The organism is Bradyrhizobium lablabi (assembly GCF_001440475.1).
GTDB lineage: Bacteria > Pseudomonadota > Alphaproteobacteria > Rhizobiales > Xanthobacteraceae > Bradyrhizobium > Bradyrhizobium lablabi.
Genome location: NZ_LLYB01000060.1, coordinates 257,665 through 274,277 on the forward strand (window position 1 = coordinate 257,665; position 16,613 = coordinate 274,277).

14 protein-coding genes are annotated in these 16,613 nt (G+C 64.2%); 5 read left to right on the top strand and 9 right to left on the bottom strand.

All coding sequences use genetic code 11. The features are described from left to right. The first annotated feature begins 46 nt into the window (after positions 1-46). From CQ14_RS14100 to CQ14_RS14110, 3 genes are read left to right on the top strand one after another with little or no spacing between them, the layout of a single operon-like run. The gene (locus CQ14_RS14100; protein ID WP_057858465.1) at positions 47-1,018 is read left to right on the top strand and encodes a Bug family tripartite tricarboxylate transporter substrate binding protein; all 972 of its coding nucleotides are present in this window, start codon (positions 47-49) and stop codon (positions 1,016-1,018) included. 16 nt (positions 1,019-1,034) lie between these two features. Next, a complete protein-coding gene (locus tag CQ14_RS14105; protein WP_057858466.1) occupies positions 1,035-1,796 on the top strand; it encodes an SDR family NAD(P)-dependent oxidoreductase in 762 nt (253 codons plus the stop codon). Between the two features lie 30 nt (positions 1,797-1,826). After that, positions 1,827-3,245, top strand: coding sequence for an aldehyde dehydrogenase family protein (locus CQ14_RS14110; RefSeq protein ID WP_057858467.1), 1,419 nt, complete (start codon positions 1,827-1,829; stop codon positions 3,243-3,245). A gap of 2 nt (positions 3,246-3,247) precedes the next feature. Here CQ14_RS14110 and CQ14_RS14115 read toward each other — a convergent pair whose 3' ends face one another. Then, a complete protein-coding gene (locus CQ14_RS14115) occupies positions 3,248-4,177 on the bottom strand; it encodes a GlxA family transcriptional regulator (RefSeq protein WP_057858468.1) in 930 nt (309 codons plus the stop codon). Positions 4,178-4,281: 104 nt separating this feature from the next. On the opposite strand from CQ14_RS14115, the gene CQ14_RS14120 reads away from it, so the two are divergent. Next, complete coding sequence (locus CQ14_RS14120) at positions 4,282-5,121, top strand: dienelactone hydrolase family protein (RefSeq protein ID WP_057858469.1); 840 nt, start codon at positions 4,282-4,284, stop codon at positions 5,119-5,121. Positions 5,122-6,577: 1,456 nt separating this feature from the next. On the opposite strand, the gene CQ14_RS14130 is transcribed toward CQ14_RS14120, so the two are convergent. Then, positions 6,578-7,324, bottom strand: a complete 747-nt coding sequence (locus CQ14_RS14130; protein ID WP_057858471.1) for a helix-turn-helix transcriptional regulator — start codon at positions 7,322-7,324, stop codon at positions 6,578-6,580. Between the two features lie 229 nt (positions 7,325-7,553). Here CQ14_RS14130 and CQ14_RS14140 point away from each other — a divergent pair, with 229 nt between their 5' ends. Further along, the gene (locus tag CQ14_RS14140; RefSeq protein ID WP_057858473.1) at positions 7,554-8,600 is read left to right on the top strand and encodes an alpha/beta hydrolase; all 1,047 of its coding nucleotides are present in this window, start codon (positions 7,554-7,556) and stop codon (positions 8,598-8,600) included. A 26-nt stretch (positions 8,601-8,626) separates the two neighbouring features. Here CQ14_RS14140 and CQ14_RS14145 read toward each other — a convergent pair whose 3' ends face one another. From CQ14_RS14145 to CQ14_RS14175, 7 genes are read right to left on the bottom strand one after another with little or no spacing between them, the layout of a single operon-like run. Next, on the bottom strand, positions 8,627-9,154 hold the full coding sequence (locus CQ14_RS14145; protein WP_082649849.1) for a MarR family winged helix-turn-helix transcriptional regulator: 528 nt from the start codon (positions 9,152-9,154) through the stop codon (positions 8,627-8,629). Between the two features lie 18 nt (positions 9,155-9,172). Beyond that, positions 9,173-9,907 (bottom strand): SDR family NAD(P)-dependent oxidoreductase, encoded by a 735-nt coding sequence (locus tag CQ14_RS14150; protein WP_057858475.1) that lies wholly within the window; start codon positions 9,905-9,907, stop codon positions 9,173-9,175. A gap of 6 nt (positions 9,908-9,913) precedes the next feature. Next, positions 9,914-10,426, bottom strand: a complete 513-nt coding sequence (locus CQ14_RS14155; RefSeq protein ID WP_082649850.1) for an aromatic-ring-hydroxylating dioxygenase subunit beta — start codon at positions 10,424-10,426, stop codon at positions 9,914-9,916. A 1-nt stretch (position 10,427) separates the two neighbouring features. Continuing rightward, the gene (locus CQ14_RS14160; protein WP_057858542.1) at positions 10,428-11,741 is read right to left on the bottom strand and encodes an aromatic ring-hydroxylating dioxygenase subunit alpha; all 1,314 of its coding nucleotides are present in this window, start codon (positions 11,739-11,741) and stop codon (positions 10,428-10,430) included. A gap of 11 nt (positions 11,742-11,752) precedes the next feature. Continuing rightward, the gene (locus CQ14_RS14165) at positions 11,753-12,715 is read right to left on the bottom strand and encodes a PDR/VanB family oxidoreductase (RefSeq protein ID WP_057858476.1); all 963 of its coding nucleotides are present in this window, start codon (positions 12,713-12,715) and stop codon (positions 11,753-11,755) included. 2 nt (positions 12,716-12,717) lie between these two features. Next, entirely contained in the window at positions 12,718-14,262 is a 1,545-nt protein-coding gene (locus CQ14_RS14170; protein WP_057858477.1) for an indolepyruvate oxidoreductase subunit beta family protein, read from the bottom strand. Continuing rightward, entirely contained in the window at positions 14,259-16,421 is a 2,163-nt protein-coding gene (locus tag CQ14_RS14175) for a thiamine pyrophosphate-dependent enzyme (protein WP_057858543.1), read from the bottom strand. Before CQ14_RS14175 ends, CQ14_RS14170 begins: the two co-directional genes overlap by 4 nt. Between the last annotated feature and the right edge of the window lie 192 nt (positions 16,422-16,613).

Consider the following 16,613-nt stretch of genomic DNA (forward strand, 5'->3'; position numbering starts at 1 on the left):
GAATAAGTGCCCGCGTGAACGGGACGCGACATAGCTTGGAGGAAACATGCGCCTGCTGGCTTTCGGCCTTCTCGGCCTTGCACTTGCCATTACGCCATCTCACCGTGGGTTCGCGCAGGAATGGCCGAACCGTCCGGTCACCATGATCGTGCCGTTCCCGGCCGGCGCCGCCGTCGATACGCTGGCGCGCGCCGTTGCGCACGCGCTGAGCGAGGATTTCGGCAAGCAGTTCATCGTTGACAATCGCGCCGGCGCCGGCGGCAATCTCGGCGGCACCGCGGCCGCCAAGTCGGCTGCCGACGGCTACACATGGTTGTTCGGGACGCCGGCGCCGATCGCGCTCAACAAGCTGATGTATAAGGGCCTGGCTTACGACTCCGAGCGGGACTTCACGCCGGTCATCCTCGTCGCCAAATCCCCGATGATCATCGCAGCGACCTCAGGCTTTCCGGCAAAGACCCTCCCCGAGCTGATCGTCTATGCCAGGCAGAACCCCGGCAAGGTCAATGTCGGCCATCCCGGCAACGGTACGCTCGGACATATCACCTCGGCGTTGATCCAGCAGTTCGCCGGCGTGGAGATGACACATGTGCCGTATCGCGGCTCGGCGCCGCTGATCACGGACCTGCTGTCGGGACAGGTCGACGTCGCCATGGATTTCATGCCGACCTATCTGCCGCTGGTCGCCGACCGCAAGATCCGCGCGCTGGCAGTGACGACCAGCCGCCGCGTGGCGCAATTGCCCGATGTGCCGACCGTGCAGGAAGCGGGATTCAGGAATTTCGAGGCGACCGCATGGTACGCGATCGTGGCGCCGACCGGCACGCCGCCCGATATCATGAGCAAGGTGAACAAGGCGGTGAATGCCTTCCTGAACAGCGACAAGGGCAAGGCCATCCTCGAGCAGAATTCGCTGCAGGGCGTCGGAGGCTCTCCGGAAGACCTCAAGGCGTTCATCGATGGCGAACGCGACAAATGGCGTCCGGTGATCGAGGCGGCAAAGATCGCGATGCAGTGAAACGAGATCGCTGCACATGACGGGCATTGAAATTCCTGCGCTTTCGGTCCCGAAGGTTGCGCTGGTCACGGGCGGCAATAGCGGTATCGGGAAAGCCACGGCCGCGCGTCTTGCTGCCATGGGGGCCACCGTCGTGGTCGGCTACAACAGTCGCCGCGCGCAGGCCGAAGAGGTGGTCGGCGGGCTGCAAGGCGAGGGGCATCTCGCCATGCGTATCGCGATCGACGATCCGGCTTCCATCGCCGAGGCCGCAGCGGCCGTGGATAAGCAATACGGGCGGCTCGATGTGCTGGTGAATTGCGGGGGCGCCACGACGCCAGTGCCTGCCGCTGATCTCCAGGGATTGACGGACAAGATCTTCGACAAGACCGTTACGCTCAATCTGCGTGGGCCATTCGCGATGGTCCGTGCCTTCCGTCCCTTGCTCGAACGCGGCAGCGGCGCGGCCATCGTGAACATCTCGTCCATCGCGGCGCGGACGGGTCTCGGCAGCAGCCTGGCCTATCTGGCCGCAAAGGCCGGTGTCGATGCGCTCACGATCGCGCTGGCAAAGGTTCTGGCGCCGCGCATTCGCGTGTTCTCCGTCTCGCCGGCCGGTGTGGATACGGATTTTGTCCCCGGCCGTACCCGAGAGCAGTTGCAGAAGACCGCCGAAAGACTGCCGCTGGCGCACGTCACCACATCAGACGATGTCGCAAGGGCGGTGGTGGCCTGCATCGTCAACCTGACCAGTTCGACGGGAATTGTGCTGCCGGTGGATGAGGGCAGGCACCTCTAGGGCGCGAATGGTGGTCACGGAAAAGGAACGATGGAAAAACTGAAACTCTACATCGATGGCGCCTGGGTCGATCCGGCTGCATCGTCGACCCTCGGAATAGCCAACCCTGCGACGGAGGAGGTTTTTGCGCAGATCAGCCTGGGCTCGCCGCAGGATGTGGATCGTGCCGTCAAGGCCGCGCGCCGCGCGTTCGCGACATATTCGGTAACGAGCGTCGAAGAACGCCTGACATGGCTTCAGAAGATCATCGAAGGCTTCAGGGTGCGCCTGCCGGAACTGGCGCGGATGATGACGCTCGAAATGGGCGCGCCCATCACGTTTGCGACCGAGCGTCAGGCGACGGTTGCACTGTTTCATTTCGAGGAAGCGGCGCGCGTGCTTGCCAACTACCGGTTTGAGGAGCGAATGGGGAACGGCATCGTCCGCCGCGAGCCGATCGGCGTCTGCGGGCTGATCACGCCGTGGAACTGGCCGCTGAACCAGGTTGCGTCCAAGGTCGCGCCGGCGCTTGCGACCGGCTGCACCGTCGTCCTGAAACCCAGCGAGATCGCGCCGCTCAGCGCGATGTTGTTCGCCGAGATCGTCGACGACGCCGGTGTCCCGGCAGGCGTCTTCAATCTCGTCAATGGCGACGGGCCCACGGTGGGCGAGGCGATCGCCGCCCATCCCGGGATCGACATGGTGTCTTTCACCGGATCGACGGCGGCTGGAATCAGGGTGGCCAAGCTTGCGGCGGATACGGTGAAGCGCGTCGCGCAGGAACTGGGCGGCAAGTCCGCCAACATCATCCTGGCCGATGCCGACCTGAAAGCCGCCGTGATGCAGGGCGTTCACGCCTGCTACACCAACGCCGGCCAGAACTGCCAGTCTCCCACGCGCATGCTGATCCCGCGCGCGCAGAGGGATGCGGCATTCGCAGCGGCGCGTGAGGCCGTCGACACGATTCGCCTGGGAGACCCGCTCGACCCCGCATCTACCATGGGGCCGCTGGTGAGCCTGGCGCAGTTTCGGAAAGTCCAGGATCTGATCCAGTCGGGCGTCGACGAGGGCGCAACGCTGGTGGCCGGAGGAACCGGGCGGCCCGCCGAAGTCAACCGAGGATACTATGTTCGTCCGACCGTCTTCGGCGACGTGACGCCGCAGATGAAGATTGCGCGGGAGGAGATATTCGGGCCGGTGCTGTCGATCATGAGCTATGACAGCGAGGACGAGGCGATCGAAATCGCCAATGACACGCCGTTCGGATTGGCGGGCTTCGTTCAGTCCAGAGACGCCGCCCGCGCCCGCAGCGTCGCCGACCGCATCCGCGCCGGGCGTGTTTACCTCAACGGTGCTCCCTTCGACCGCAGTCTGCCGTTCGGTGGCTACAAGCAGTCCGGCAACGGGCGCGAGTTCGGCGTTTTTGGATTTGAAGAATATCTCGAAGTGAAGGCCATCCTCGGCCACTAGGATCAGGTGACGGGGCGGAAATGTCCGGGTGGATGTTTGGTGTCGCGCCGGATCAACCGGCGCAGCGTGGAAGGCTCCGCATACCCGACCCTCCGCGCGATCTCTTCGACGGATAGCCGCGTAGTCTCCAGCAGCAATCGCGCGGTCTCCAGCCTGATCCGCTGCACGAACTGAATCGGCGAGACGCCGCAGGTCGCGGCCATTCGCCGGGCGAATGTCCGCGGCGCCAGCGCGACGGCCGCGGCAAGCTCCTCGATCGCAAAGTCGCGCGCGATGTTGTCGCGCACCCATTTCTCCGCCTTCGCAATTTTGGGATCCTGGCCCGCCAGGTAGGTCATCGCCATGAATGGCGCCTGCGAGTGTCGTTCATCCAGCAGGAGAAAGTTGGCGCAGGCTTTCGCTAAGCGCGGTCCGGCGAACCGGGTAACGACTTCAAGCATCAGATCCATCTGCGCCATGGCCGCGCCGGCGGTTGCGATCGGCCAATCGGCGACAACCATCTGCTCCGTCATGAGTTCGACGCGGGGATAGCGCTGTCGGAACAGCGGCGCGAACCACCACGTCGTGGTTGCTCGCCGTCCGTCGAGCAAGCCGGTCTCCGCCAGCAGGAAGGTGCTGGCACAGGGCGCGGCGAGCGCGGCGCCGTTGCCAAACGCGCGGGTCAGCATGTCGCCCGCGCGCCGGCATGCCGGGCTTTTCAACTTGCTCTCCAGCTCGTCCGCCGACGGAGTGCCGAGACCGGGGACGATCACGAGTTCTATCCCTCGCAGATTGACGTCGCTGCGGCGGGAGCCGCAACGCACCGTCGTCACCTTGAATGGCGGAACGCGTTTCGCACCGCTGATCCGGTTGGCGGTTGCCATGACGTCGTGGGTGATGGCGGCGCTTGAGGCCATGCATCCCTCGATCTCGAGAATCGCGACCTTGGTCATGTCAAAAAATGCCCGATAAATGTCATTTTTGACACTAGCCCGCCGGCCGCGAAATCGCAACGATGCACCCGAAAACGTCCTCTCGTGAGTAAGGAATTGCGCCGATGCCGAAACGGTCCATGAAGCAGGACGACCCGCTCGAGGATTTCACGCGGCGTGACATCACGCTGGATGGTGTCACCAAAGCCGTCTACGTCGCCGGCACGGGGCCGGCCGTGATCGTGATGACGGAGATGCCGGGTATCAGCCCGCATGTCGCGCGGTTTGCGCGCTGGGTCCGCGACGCCGGCTTCACCGTCTACATGCCGTCGCTGTTCGGCCGCGACGGCGCCGTTCCAGGGGCGGAGGAGGGGGCCGCGATCTTTCAGCGCGCCTGCGTGAGCGCGGAGTTTCGCGCTCTGTCCTCCAACCAATCCAGCCCGGTGACGAAGTGGCTTCGGTCGCTGGCGCGGCTTGCGCATGGCGAGTGTGGCGGTCCCGGCGTCGGCGCCATCGGGATGTGCTTTACCGGAAATTTCGCGCTGACCATGATGCTCGAGCCGTCGATGCTGGCGCCGGTGCTCTCGCAGCCGTCGCTCCCGCTGAACGATCCGGCTGGCATCGAAATCGCGCCTGACGAAGTTAGGCGCGTCCGCGAGCGGCTCGAACGGGAAGATCTGACGGTCATGGCGTATCGCTTCGAGGGCGACAAGTTCTGCATGGCGCAACGCTTCGCGGCCTACACAGAAGCGCTCGGTGACCGCTTCATCGGCCGGGTGCTGCCGGACAGCGCGGCGAATGCCGATCTCGCGCCGTTCTTCGCGCGCCACGTGACCACGCCGCACAGCGTCGTCACCGCGCACCTGATCGACGAGGCCGGCCAGCCGACGATCGCGGCACGCGACGAGATACTGGCGTTCTTCAAACACAGGCTCGCAACGCCGCGAGGCGGGCGCGGTTCATAGATCTCCAAGTGCGAAACGCGACGGCGCGATTGGCAGCCATTGCGGGATACGGCGCTTGGCGAGCCAGTATGGCCGCCAAAGTGATAGCCAGGTCGTACGATCGAGCGGCGCGGTGTCCCAATTGCGCCGCTCGATGTTAATCTGCGACAGATCATGCATGTGAAGCCACTGGCGCGCCACCCACCACAGCTCACGCGATACAGCCGTATTTCCGGCGGCTTCGAGTTCGATGATACCAGGTAGTGGATTGCGAGAGCGGCAGCCAACGCTCAGCGTAGCTACGCGTTCGCCATTTCGCCGTACGCTCCACAGCCGCAAGCGATTGTACGCCAGCCGGTAGCCATAGGTGCGGAGGCAATTTCGCATGGCGTCCGCCTCTTCAATGATAGCGGATATCGAGTTCAAAGGAAGGAAATCGTAGCCAGCCATCCGACCGCCCTGGAGCCACATGTCGTCGATCGGCTGAGGGCCGAGGTTCACATGCAAATCGATCGTCGTTCGCCAGTCGTCCGCAGCCTCAAGGGCAGCGCCAATGCGCATGTCTGGCGTCCATGGACGGTTGATCAATTCGCGTCCGAATGTTGCCGGTTGGACCGAAAACCACGCCCAGAGGCTGACGAGCCGCAACCGCGCGGGGTTTACCCGGCGCGGCTCCCCGGCAAACNCGCGCGCGATCCACAGCGTTGCCGGCTCATGCGCAAGCTCGGCAACATCGGCCACGACCTGAAGCCAGGTCGACGCAAGCTTTGGAGAGCGCGGCAAGTGGTTCGCGATCTGCCGGCGAAACAGCTCACCGTCGGGCAGTCGCGCGATCGGACGCGCGAACGCCTCGGGGGATAGCTTCCGTAGCCACATCGGTAGCTGGGCGGCCGCGGCCGCTTCGGCGAGGCCGGCACCGTCGATCACGCGCGCAAGCGCGAACGCCGGATCGAATCCGGGTCGCGGGACGGCCAGCGCAAAGAGCAGCGCAGGAAAGCTCGCGGCGAGGTCCGCAATGCGCGAGTGCCGCATCGCCAGCGCACGCACCGCGGCCTGGAAGCGGGGATGATAGCGCCGAAGCCGACGTTCCAGCAGATCGGAACGCCCGGCCCTCCGGCGAGGGGCCAGCACGAGAATCGAGGTCATGACAAAAATTCCGCAAGCGCGGACCAAAGACCCGCGGCAGACTGGATTCAGTTGAAAATTTTTAGGATCTCATCCGGGATCGTGTCCCGGAGCCGGCGCTAAATATCGCGCGTCGAACCCGGGAAGCGCGTTGTCGTAAACATGGTCGCCTCCAGTCATGCAGTTGCGGTGCAGCCCTGTAGCCCGGTTTCCGCCTATATGCAACCCGAGACTGCATCTTGTTGGCGCGTCATCGCTGGGATTTGCAGTGCCGCTACCGGGCATCCGCGTCAGGCGTGCTTGTCGCGGTGACGCTTAAGCGGGGGCAGATGCCGACGTCTGCGGGTTTTCCTCATGCCTGCTCGCGGTGAACACGCGCGATCAGGGCTGCCCGATTGGGTATCTCGAGCTTCTCGAAAATATGATCCAGATGAGTCCGGACGGTCCAATAGCTGATCCCGAGATCATGAGCGATGGTGCGGTCCGTCGAGCCGCGGGCGACGAGCGTGACGATCTGGTTTTCCCGGCTCGTGAGTTGCGGAAAGCCGCAGCTCACCGCTGTGCTGGTCCGATTATACAGACTTCTGGTCGCGCACAGCAGAACCGGCTGCAGCAACGTGAGCAAGGCCACCTCGCGAGACCCGACCGGGATGCCGCCCGGCGCGCGCCAGAAGCGAAAGTCGCCGACATTGGTCTCACCGTCATAGAGGTGGAGATCGATGCCGTCCGTCGTCTGGTAGACCCGCAGGAATTCATTGAAATACCGCGTGCGCTCGAGCTCGGCGCGATTGATGACTGAATAAATCGGCGTCGGACCGCGGCGCGGACGCAGGCGCGGTGAGATCGGATCGCAGCGCTGGAATTCCTCGACGTAAACGCGCGCCATGTCCGGCCCTCGTCCGGTGCATGCTGCATTCTCATAATGGCCGGTGCGCGGATTCCATCGCGTCGTGCCGATGAAATCCATCGACAGCAGGCGCTGCAAGTCCGAAGCGAGGTCCGGTGCGGTCTGCAGCCAGTCGGCGCGCAACGGCTGCAGCAGCCCTTCGCTGACCCGCCTCAGCAGCGTCACTTCTCGATCGGAAAGCGAGATCGCCATCACCGCCTCATGCCATCAACGAGACACCGGGTATCCCTGAAAACAGGGATAGGCGGCGAATAGCTTGGAACATACGGTCCAAAGCGTCAAGCACGGCGCACATCGCTGACATCGCAGCGCCTGACAGATGCGCCTCGCATGCGGGGGCGCAAGGGGAGAGCACGTCCATCATCGCCGCAACAAGCGGGATGATGAAGTTCATTCGTAACTGGATCGAAAGGGCGACCTCATGGCGGGTTCAAAGCAGTTGGCCAACGGCCTTCGCGGCCAGGGACATGACGACGATGTCAGGTCGGATGATGGCTTTTTCCGCTGGGGTGATGCCGATCACCACTGGGATTTCCGCGGCCACGGCGACCACTGCGCCGTTCACAAGGACCTGGTTCTTTCGGTTTCTCCGACGGCAACGTCCGGCGACTTCAACATGCATGCGGTGCTGGATTCGCCCGGGCCGACCCAGGGACGGCCGTTGCTGATCCTGGTGTCCGGGTTTTCCTACGACCACGAATATTGGGATCCTCCGGTCGGCGACGGCAAATATTCATTCGTCGATGCGGCCAACCGCGCCGGATATGCGACCTTGAACCTCGACCGGCTGGGACAGGGGTCGAGCGACAATCCGCCGGCGGATCTGACATCGATACAGAACCAGGCCGACGAGCTGCATCAGATCATTCAGTCGATCAAGAGCGGTGCGTTGAGCAGCTACGGGTTCTCCGAGGTCATTCTTGTCGGCCATTCCGTGGGATCGGCCATCGTGCAAACCGAGGCCGGCATCTACAACGACGCGGATGCCCTGGTGCTCACGGGCTTTCGGCACGAGGTCAACCCGGCCGGTGCAGGTGAATTCATCAACAGCATCCACCCGGCGGCGGGGGAGCCCGATGGATACCTGACCGTCGACAACCGGAACATGTTCTATGATGTCGGCCATACCTCGCGCGACATCCTTGGCTGGGATGCTTCGCACATTGGCACCGGCACCGGCGCCGAGCTGAATTTTCAGTTCGCGCTCGATCCCGCGCGCTCAGTCGGAATAACGGCCCCGGTGTTGGAAGTCGTCGGCGATCACGACCTCCTGTTTCAGACTGATCCGTCAACCCTTGCAGCCGAACGCGCGTTCTATTCCAATTCGTCGGATTTCGAGCAGCTTATCGTCAAGAATGCCGGTCACGACGTTACGCTGGCGAAGAACGCGCATCAGACATTCGACCAGATCCTCGATTTCGTCGAGAAGGTCGCGCCGGTCAATCATCATCACGATTTTCTGGTGTAATCCGGCTCCGGCGCGGAGCGTCCGCCTCAGGTGTGCTTGTCGAGGCGGCGCTTCAGCAGGGTCAGATGTTGCAGCAGGTCCGACTGTGCGACCGGCGACAATTCGCCGATCAGGGCAATTACCCATTCCTCGTGCCGGCGCGCCATCCGACCGAATTCCTTGGCGCCTTCCTGCGACAGGCGCAAACGGAACGTGCGGCGGTCCTCGGAATCGACCTCGCGATGGATGAAGCCGTCGGCTTCCAGCTTCTGCACCAGCGCGGTGATGGCGCCGTTTGAGACCATCAGAAGTTCGGAGACCTCGGACATGGTCGCGCCTTCCGGCTTGCGCGTGAGCTGCGCCAACAGGTCGAAGCGGGCCAGCGTGGTGTTGAACTCCTTGCGTAGCCGCGCGTTCAGCGCCTTCTCGATCCGGGTGGCGCAGGAGAGCAGCCGCAGCCAGATGCGCAGTTCGAGATGCGCGCCGTCGGATTCATGCGCCGGCTCGACCGGCCGCAAAGGCTGCACGCGAGCGCCCTTCGGGGATCTGGCCTTTCGTTTGACTGTGGCATCCATGGCTGGCGTCTCGCGATGCTAGATGGAAATCGACCCGATGCTGGCTCCGCCGCAGACATAAAGGGTCTGTCCGGTGATGAAGTCGGCATCCGGTGAACTGAAGAAACTGACGGCACGCGCGACGTCGCCGGACTCGCCGAGACGGCCGACCGGGATCGATTGCGCGAGCTTTTTTGCGCGCTCGGAGTCCGGCGACATCACGCTTCCGAACATCTCGGTGTCCGCGATCGGGCCGGGGGCCACGACGTTGACGGTGATGCCGTATGGAGCAAGCTCCAGCGCCCAGGTCCGCGCCATGCCGATGATGCCTGCCTTGGTCGCCGAATAGACAGTGCGTGTGGTGGCTCCCAGTGCGGCGCGGGAGGACAGCAGCACAATGCGGCCGAAGCGGGCCAGCTTCATGCTCGGCAGCGCCGCCTGCACCAGCGCAATCCCTGCCCCGAAATGCAGTTGCGCCAATGCGCCGACATCCTCGTCAACAACCTCTTCCAGCGGCTTCGCTCGGATCGCACCAGCATTATGTACGACATGGGTGATCGCAGCCTTCGCCGCGATTTCCGACGCCACCTGCCGCGTCGCCGCCGCATCGAGCAAATCGACTTCGTACGACATGAATTGGGGATGGCTCCAGTCGGGTTTGCGCCGTGACAGCGAGATCACGTCGTAGCCGTCGGCGAGGAAGCCGCGGGCGATCGCAGCACCAATGCCGGTATTGCCGCCGCTGACGATTGCCGTGTAGGGAAGCGCGGGCATCTCACCTCACATGAAGAGCTGGATGTTGCCGAAGGCAGCATCGCAATTGATCAGGTCGACACGCTTCAGCTTGATCTTCAGCTTGCCGTTCTCGACGCTGAGATGATGCGTGGCCCAGGCCGCATAGAGCGTCTGCTCTTCCAGTCGCGTCTCGACATAATGCATCGGGGTCCAGGTGACATAACTGTTGGCGGCGGCGTCGCGTGAGTCCACCTGCGGTGTCTGCAGCACGTGATGGCAGCGGCTCTTCGGCTTCTGGCTGAAGGTGCGCGCGCCCTTGAGCCGCTCGACCCGGATCGAAAGCAGCAGCTTGTCCTCGTACATCAGCGAGCAGGTCAGCCGCGGATCGGTCTGATTCCATTCCAGCGGCATCCAGTAGTAGGCGTCGTCGGCGTAGAGATCGAGCCATTCGTCGAAACGCTGCTGGTCGATCAGCCGCGCCTCGCGGACCACGAAGTCGATCAATTCCTGATCAGTGGGAACCGCATTTTTCAGGGGAGCTTCAGCGACCATGCTCATGTCACATCCCCATCGTCATGAATTTGGTCCAGGCCCGGAACTGGTGGCGCATCGGCCACTCGCTGGTGCCGTTGACCGCCACGTTGGTCTGCCCGGCTTCATCGGGACTGTAGAGGCGCTGGAGGTTCACCCATTCATTGGCATTCGAGTGCAGGCCCTCCTGCGCGCGTTCGTACATTTCGAGATCGTCATGGCCGACGATGGAGGTCGGCGCGTTGATGAGGCGGTTGTACATCAGCGTGCGCTCCAGCAGCATGTCCGGGGCATCGACGAGCTGGAATGTCCAGGATTCCACCAGCGTCTTGTTGGCCGCGATCGGCTTGAAGTGCCGCAATAACTGGATCGGACCCTTGATCATGATGTTGGGGAAATAGACGGTGTTGTGCCGGTTTTCGCCGAGGATCGCCTTGGCGCGTTTCTCGCCATAGGCCGCCGTCATCTTCTCGAAATAGCCCGGTATGGCCGAATAGTCGGAATGGATCGAGTGGTGCACGCCGGTGTGGCCGTGGCCGTTATCCCAGATCCGGATACCCATGTTCTCGAAGAACTCGTACGGGCTCATGAAGGGCGCGATGATCTCGACCGCCATCGGCTTCTTGGTGCCGGGCGGTGCCTTCTTCCAGACCTCGACCACGGTACCGGCGGAGGATTCATGCGCCACCATCGGATGGCAGGTGTCAGTCTGGTTTTCGACCAGCATCTTCCAATTGCAATTGTGCATGTAGCGCAGCACGCCGCCGGCGACCTTGAGCTGGCCGACTGGGGAGCGATCGATCATGTTGTCGAAACTCGACAGGCTTTCGCCAAAGAACTCCTCGAAGTCGAGGCCGCCGTCGTTGATCTTGGCGAACACGAAGCCGCGGTAGTTTCTGACATGGCGCACCGGCGCCATTCCGGTCGCGGCGTGGCTCTGCTCGAAGCCGGTGTTCTCGTAGCCCTTCTTCAGGGGGATCGCGAGCAGCGAGCCGTCGGTCTTGAAGCTCCAGGCGTGGTAGGGGCAGCGGAAGAATTTTCCGGTGTTGCCGCAGGTCTCGGAGGTGATGCGCGTGCCCTTGTGGGGGCAGCGGTTGTGCAGCACCTTCACCGTGCCGTCGGTGTGGCGGACCAGCAGGATCGGCTGCGTGCCGATCGTGGTACCGTAATAGTCGCCCGCGTTGGGGACCTGGCTGTCGTGGCCGACATAGACCCAGCTATTCGGGAACATGTGCTCCATCTCGAGCTGGAACACCTCCTCGCTGACATAGACGTCGCGGTGAACCTCCTGGTCGCGGACCAGGGCGCGGAGCGCCGCGGCATCGCCGGCATATCGGGGCATGCGTTCCTCCTTCACAGGTCGAGCACGAGTCGCTTGGTCTTCGCGCGCGATATACAGATCTGCATCACCTTGTTCGACGCCTTCTCGCTGTCGCTCAGGATGTAGTCGCGATGATCGGGGATGCCCTCGATCACAGCGGTCTGGCAGATGCCGCAATCGCCGCGCCTGCAGTCATGGATCGGGTCTTCGCCGGCCTCGATCAGCACATCGAGGATGGTCTTGCCGGCCGGAATCTCATAGACGCGCCCGCTGCTCTTGAGTTCGACCTCGAAACTGGCATCGCCGGATTTTTCTTCCGGGGCGCTGAAGATTTCGAAATGCAGCCGTCCCTGCGGCCAGTTCATCCGCTTGGCCAGCGCGATTGCGGCTTCGATCATCGGCAACGGGCCGCAGAGATAGAGCGGCACCTCGGGGGCGAGTCGGTTCATCAGGCCTTCGAGATCGAAAAAGCCGCCGGCTTCCTCGTCGGCATGGATGGTCGCGCCGGCGCCGGTCAGCCGCTCGATGTCGCCGAGAAAGGCGAGTTCGCTGCGGCTGCGTCCGGCGTAATAGAACGAGAACGGTCGCTTTGCCGCGCTCAATTCGCAGGCCATGGTGAGCAGCGGCGTCACGCCGATGCCGCCAGCGACCAGTGCGACTTCGCCGGCGCTCGCATGAAGCGGAAAATTGTTCGCCGGCGGCGAGATCGTCAGGCGATCGCCGGCCTTGAGGCCGTGCATGAAGGTGGAGCCGCCGTGGCTCTTGCTTTCCTGCAACACGGCAATGCGATAGGCGGTCGGATGTTCGGAGGCGCGGGGCGATGCGGTCTCGATCAGCGAATAGGAGCGCCGGCCGACATCGGGCAGGTGGATGTCGATATGGGCGCCAGCGGCCCAGCCCGGCATCGGCGCGCCGTTGGCGCGCGCCAGCACGAACTCACGGATGCGCGGCGTGAGCGCCTCGGCCTTCGACACCACGACTTCGAATTGATCCATCCTCAGGCGTCCTCAAACAGTGTCTCGACGGTGCGCAGCGCGCCGTCGAGCTCGGTGCCGTCGGCGTCCTTCAGTGCGACCTTGATCAGCCGTTGCACCCATTCGGCGGCGTCGGGCCGGCCGGCTAGGCGTTCTGATGCAAGCATGACCTTGTCGAACTTCGATTCGCCGCGGGAATGCGTGTCCGAGTAGCCGCCGACGAGACGGCGCGCCTCGCACACGGCGGTTGCGAGCGCGACATCGCTTGATGCGAATTTTCTGACGCGCTGTGCCCATTGGTCGAGATGGCGCATCTCGCGGGCGTGGCGCAGCGTGCGGCGGCGGAAGCGGCGCAGGCCGGCGACGCCGTACAGCATAAGGAACGCCAACGGCGAGGTCGTGCGCAGTTTCCGCCCCCGATCGATCAGCCGGGCGAGCCGTTCGCTGCGCTCGACCTTCTCACCGAGAAACGGCGGCAGCAGCCCCGCCATTTCCTCGATCCGCGGATGGAAGAACTCGGTGATGGCGAGAACCTGGCTATCGCCGACCCGCACCTCGCGGCGCACCCGGTCGAACCGTCCCGCGCGCGTTTTGAGATCCGCCACGCGGATCACATCGTCATAGGCCATCGCGACAGCGAGATATTTGGCAAACGCCTGCATCAACCCGGTGGCCTCGCGCGGCATCGCTTCCAGCCGGTCGAGATATTCGCCGCCATAGGCGACGTCCTGATAGTCGACGACGCGCTGCAGGCCGGCGGCGACGATACCATGCAGTTCCGGCGGCAATTGCCACGCCCGCGCGACCAGTGGATCATAGCCGGCATGGCCGATCGGTTCGAGGCGCGGAAAGCGTTTGGCGAGCGGCGGCTTCGCGGCGGGTTTGATCTTCGGATCCTGCTTGAGCGTGGCGACGGCCCGTTCGCGGCCGGCAGTGAAGGCGCGCAGGCTGGCATCGACGCCGACACCGGCAGCCCGGATCGTTTCTTCGAAATCCTCGGTGGCAAAGGGCAGGGCGTTCGAGCCGGCAAGGGCGCCGAACAGCACCGAGGAGACCACGCTGCCGGTGGCCTCGGCGATCTCGGCCATGTCGAACGCGATGAAGCGGTTGGCGGCGACATTGGCCGCCTCGTAGACCTGCGATGCATCGGCGGTGCCGTCGCCGGGCGCGGTCTTCTCGATCACCGCCAACGAGCGATGCGAGGAGCCGATCAGCAGCGTGCGGTCGGGCGAGACCAATCCGCGCAGGATGGCGCGGCCGGCTTCCATCAATTCGGCGCCGATCACGATGTCGACCTTACCCGGCGCCGGCATTAGCGACAGCACGGGGTGACGGTCGGGCTTGCCGGCGTCAGGCGCGATCATCTCGATGTAATAGATCGTGGCGCCGGTGCGCTGGGCGACGCCGGGCACCGAGGTCGACTGCGCGAACCAGCCGCGCCGTTCGGCCAGTGCCACGATCCAGTCGACCAGCACGCCGCCGCCCTGGCCGCCCATCGCTAGCACCGCGACGGTGATGGGGCGAGCCTGGCTGAGGCCGACGGAGGAGGGCGCGACCGAGACGTTCATGCCGCCTCCTGCTCGAACATGATCCGCCGTCCCGCCCGCCAGCGCTGCAACGCGCCGATCATCCGCTGCCAGAGCCGGTCGAGCCGGGCTTCGAATGCGGTCGGGTTAGAAACGACGTCGGCACGATAGAAGGAGGGACACAGGACGGCTGCGTCCGCGACCTCGCCGCAATGGCCGCAGCCAACGCAGCTATTGTCGACGACGGCGACCGGATTGTCCTTCAGCGGATCGCTGGTCGGCTTCACCGACAGCGAGGGGCAGCCGGACAGGCGGATGCAGGCGTGGTCGCCGGAGCAGACGTCTTCATCGACGCCGAAGCGCTCGCGTACGATGCGCTCGCCGCGCTTGGCGGCCGCCGCCACCAGCGGCTTCACGCGCCGCTGCTTGTTCAGCATGCACTCCGACGAGGCGACGATGATCTTGGGGCCCTTCTCCTCCGTCGTCAGCGCCTCACGCAGCGTGTCGCGCATGCGCGAGACGTCGTAGGTGCGATCGATCTGGCGCACCCATTTGGCGCCGACGCCCTTTACCGCCTCGACGATCGGATGCTTGGTCGAGCGCGAACGGTTGTCGGCGCGCGAGGAGGGGATGTCCTGACCGCCGGTCGCCGCGGAATAGTAATTGTCGACCACGACGATCACGCCGTCGTGCTGGTTGAAGACGGCGTTGCCGACGCCGCTGGTCAGCCCGTTGTGCCAGAAGCCGCCGTCGCCCATCATCGAGATCGGGCGCTTGCCCGCGGGCACGTTGAAGGCGGAGGCCGACGCCGGGCCGAGCCCGTAGCCCATGGTGGTGGCGCCGATATTGAACGGAGGCAGGATCGAGAACAGATGGCAGCCGATATCGGCGGCGACGTGGTGCGGGCCGAGCTCCTTTTCCACCAGCTTCATCGCGGAAAAGATCGGCCGCTCCGGACAGCCGGTGCAGAAGCCCGGCGGACGCGGCGGCACCACGGTCGCCAGTGCGCGGATTTTCTCATCGACCTCGGTGCGGTCGAGGTTCGGTGCGCGCGCGGCATCCGACAAGGCATCCGGCCGCCAGCGGCGGATGAAGGCGCCAATCGCTTCGCCCATCACCTGCGCGGTGTACTCGCCGGCCATCGGGAACAGGTCCTTGCCGTGCAGCTTGGCGGGAATGTCCGCGTTGCGCAGGATCTTGTGCAGCGCCTGCTCGATGAATTCGGGCTGGCCTTCCTCGACCATCAGCACGGCCTTCTTGTCGCGGCAGAAGTCGATCACCTCGCGGTCGACGATTGGGTAGGTCACGTTCATCACATAGAGCGGCACCCGCGTCTCGCCCCAGATGTCGGCAAGGCCGGCCTCGCGCAGCGCGGTGATGACGCCATTGTACATGCCGCCCTGCATGATGATGCCGATATCGTCGATGTCGCCGTCGAACGTCTCGTTCATGCCGCGCGCGTGAATGAATTCGACCGCGGCGGGCCAGCGCTGCTCGATCTTCTCCTTCTCGTGCAGGAACGAGGCCGGCGGCAGCACGATGCGGTTGGTGTCGCGCGACGGCTGATCCAGCGCGCGGGAAAGCGGAAAGGCAGGGCGGACGTTGTCGCGGGTGGCGAAGCGGCCATGGACATGGCAGGCGCGTATCCGCACCTCCAGCATCACGGGCGTATTCGACGCTTCCGACAGCTCAAATGAATCGTGCACGGCCTTGACGATGGAGGCCACGTTGGGCCGCGGATCGACCAGCCAGAGCTGCGACTTCATCGCAAAGGCGTGCGAGCGCTCCTGCATGATGGAGGAGCCTTCGCCGTAATCCTCGCCGATGATGATGAGCGCGCCGCCGGTCACGCCGCCCGACGTCAGGTTGGCGAGCGCGTCGGACGCGACGTTGATGCCGACGGGGGCCTTGAAGGTGACCGCGCCACGAACCGGATACATCACCGAGGCGGCCAGCGTCGCAGCGGCGGTCGCCTCGCTGGCGCTGGATTCGAAATGCACGCCGAGGTCGGACAGGATATCCTGGGCGTCCGACAGCACGTCCATCAGATGCGAGATCGGCGCGCCCTGGTAGCCGGCGACATAGCTGACGCCGCATTCGAGCAAGGCCTTGGTGATGGCGAGGATGCCTTCACCGCGAAATTCCTGGCCGGCGCCGAGCTTGAGGTCCTCGACCTCGCGCGCGAAAGAGCGTTCTGCCATGCTCGCCTCCAAGGCCTCGGTCCGGAACTCCCGGATGACCGAATATAATTTTAGACATCAAACAAAAATGATGTCAATCGGGCTTGCGGGTTCACAGGCCGCAAAAGCGCCGCTCAAGCATTTTTGCGCGGTTTTCAGCCTGTTTCGCAGGCTTCGTGCACAGCTATCGCGCTTCCGATAGGTGAGCGGCTC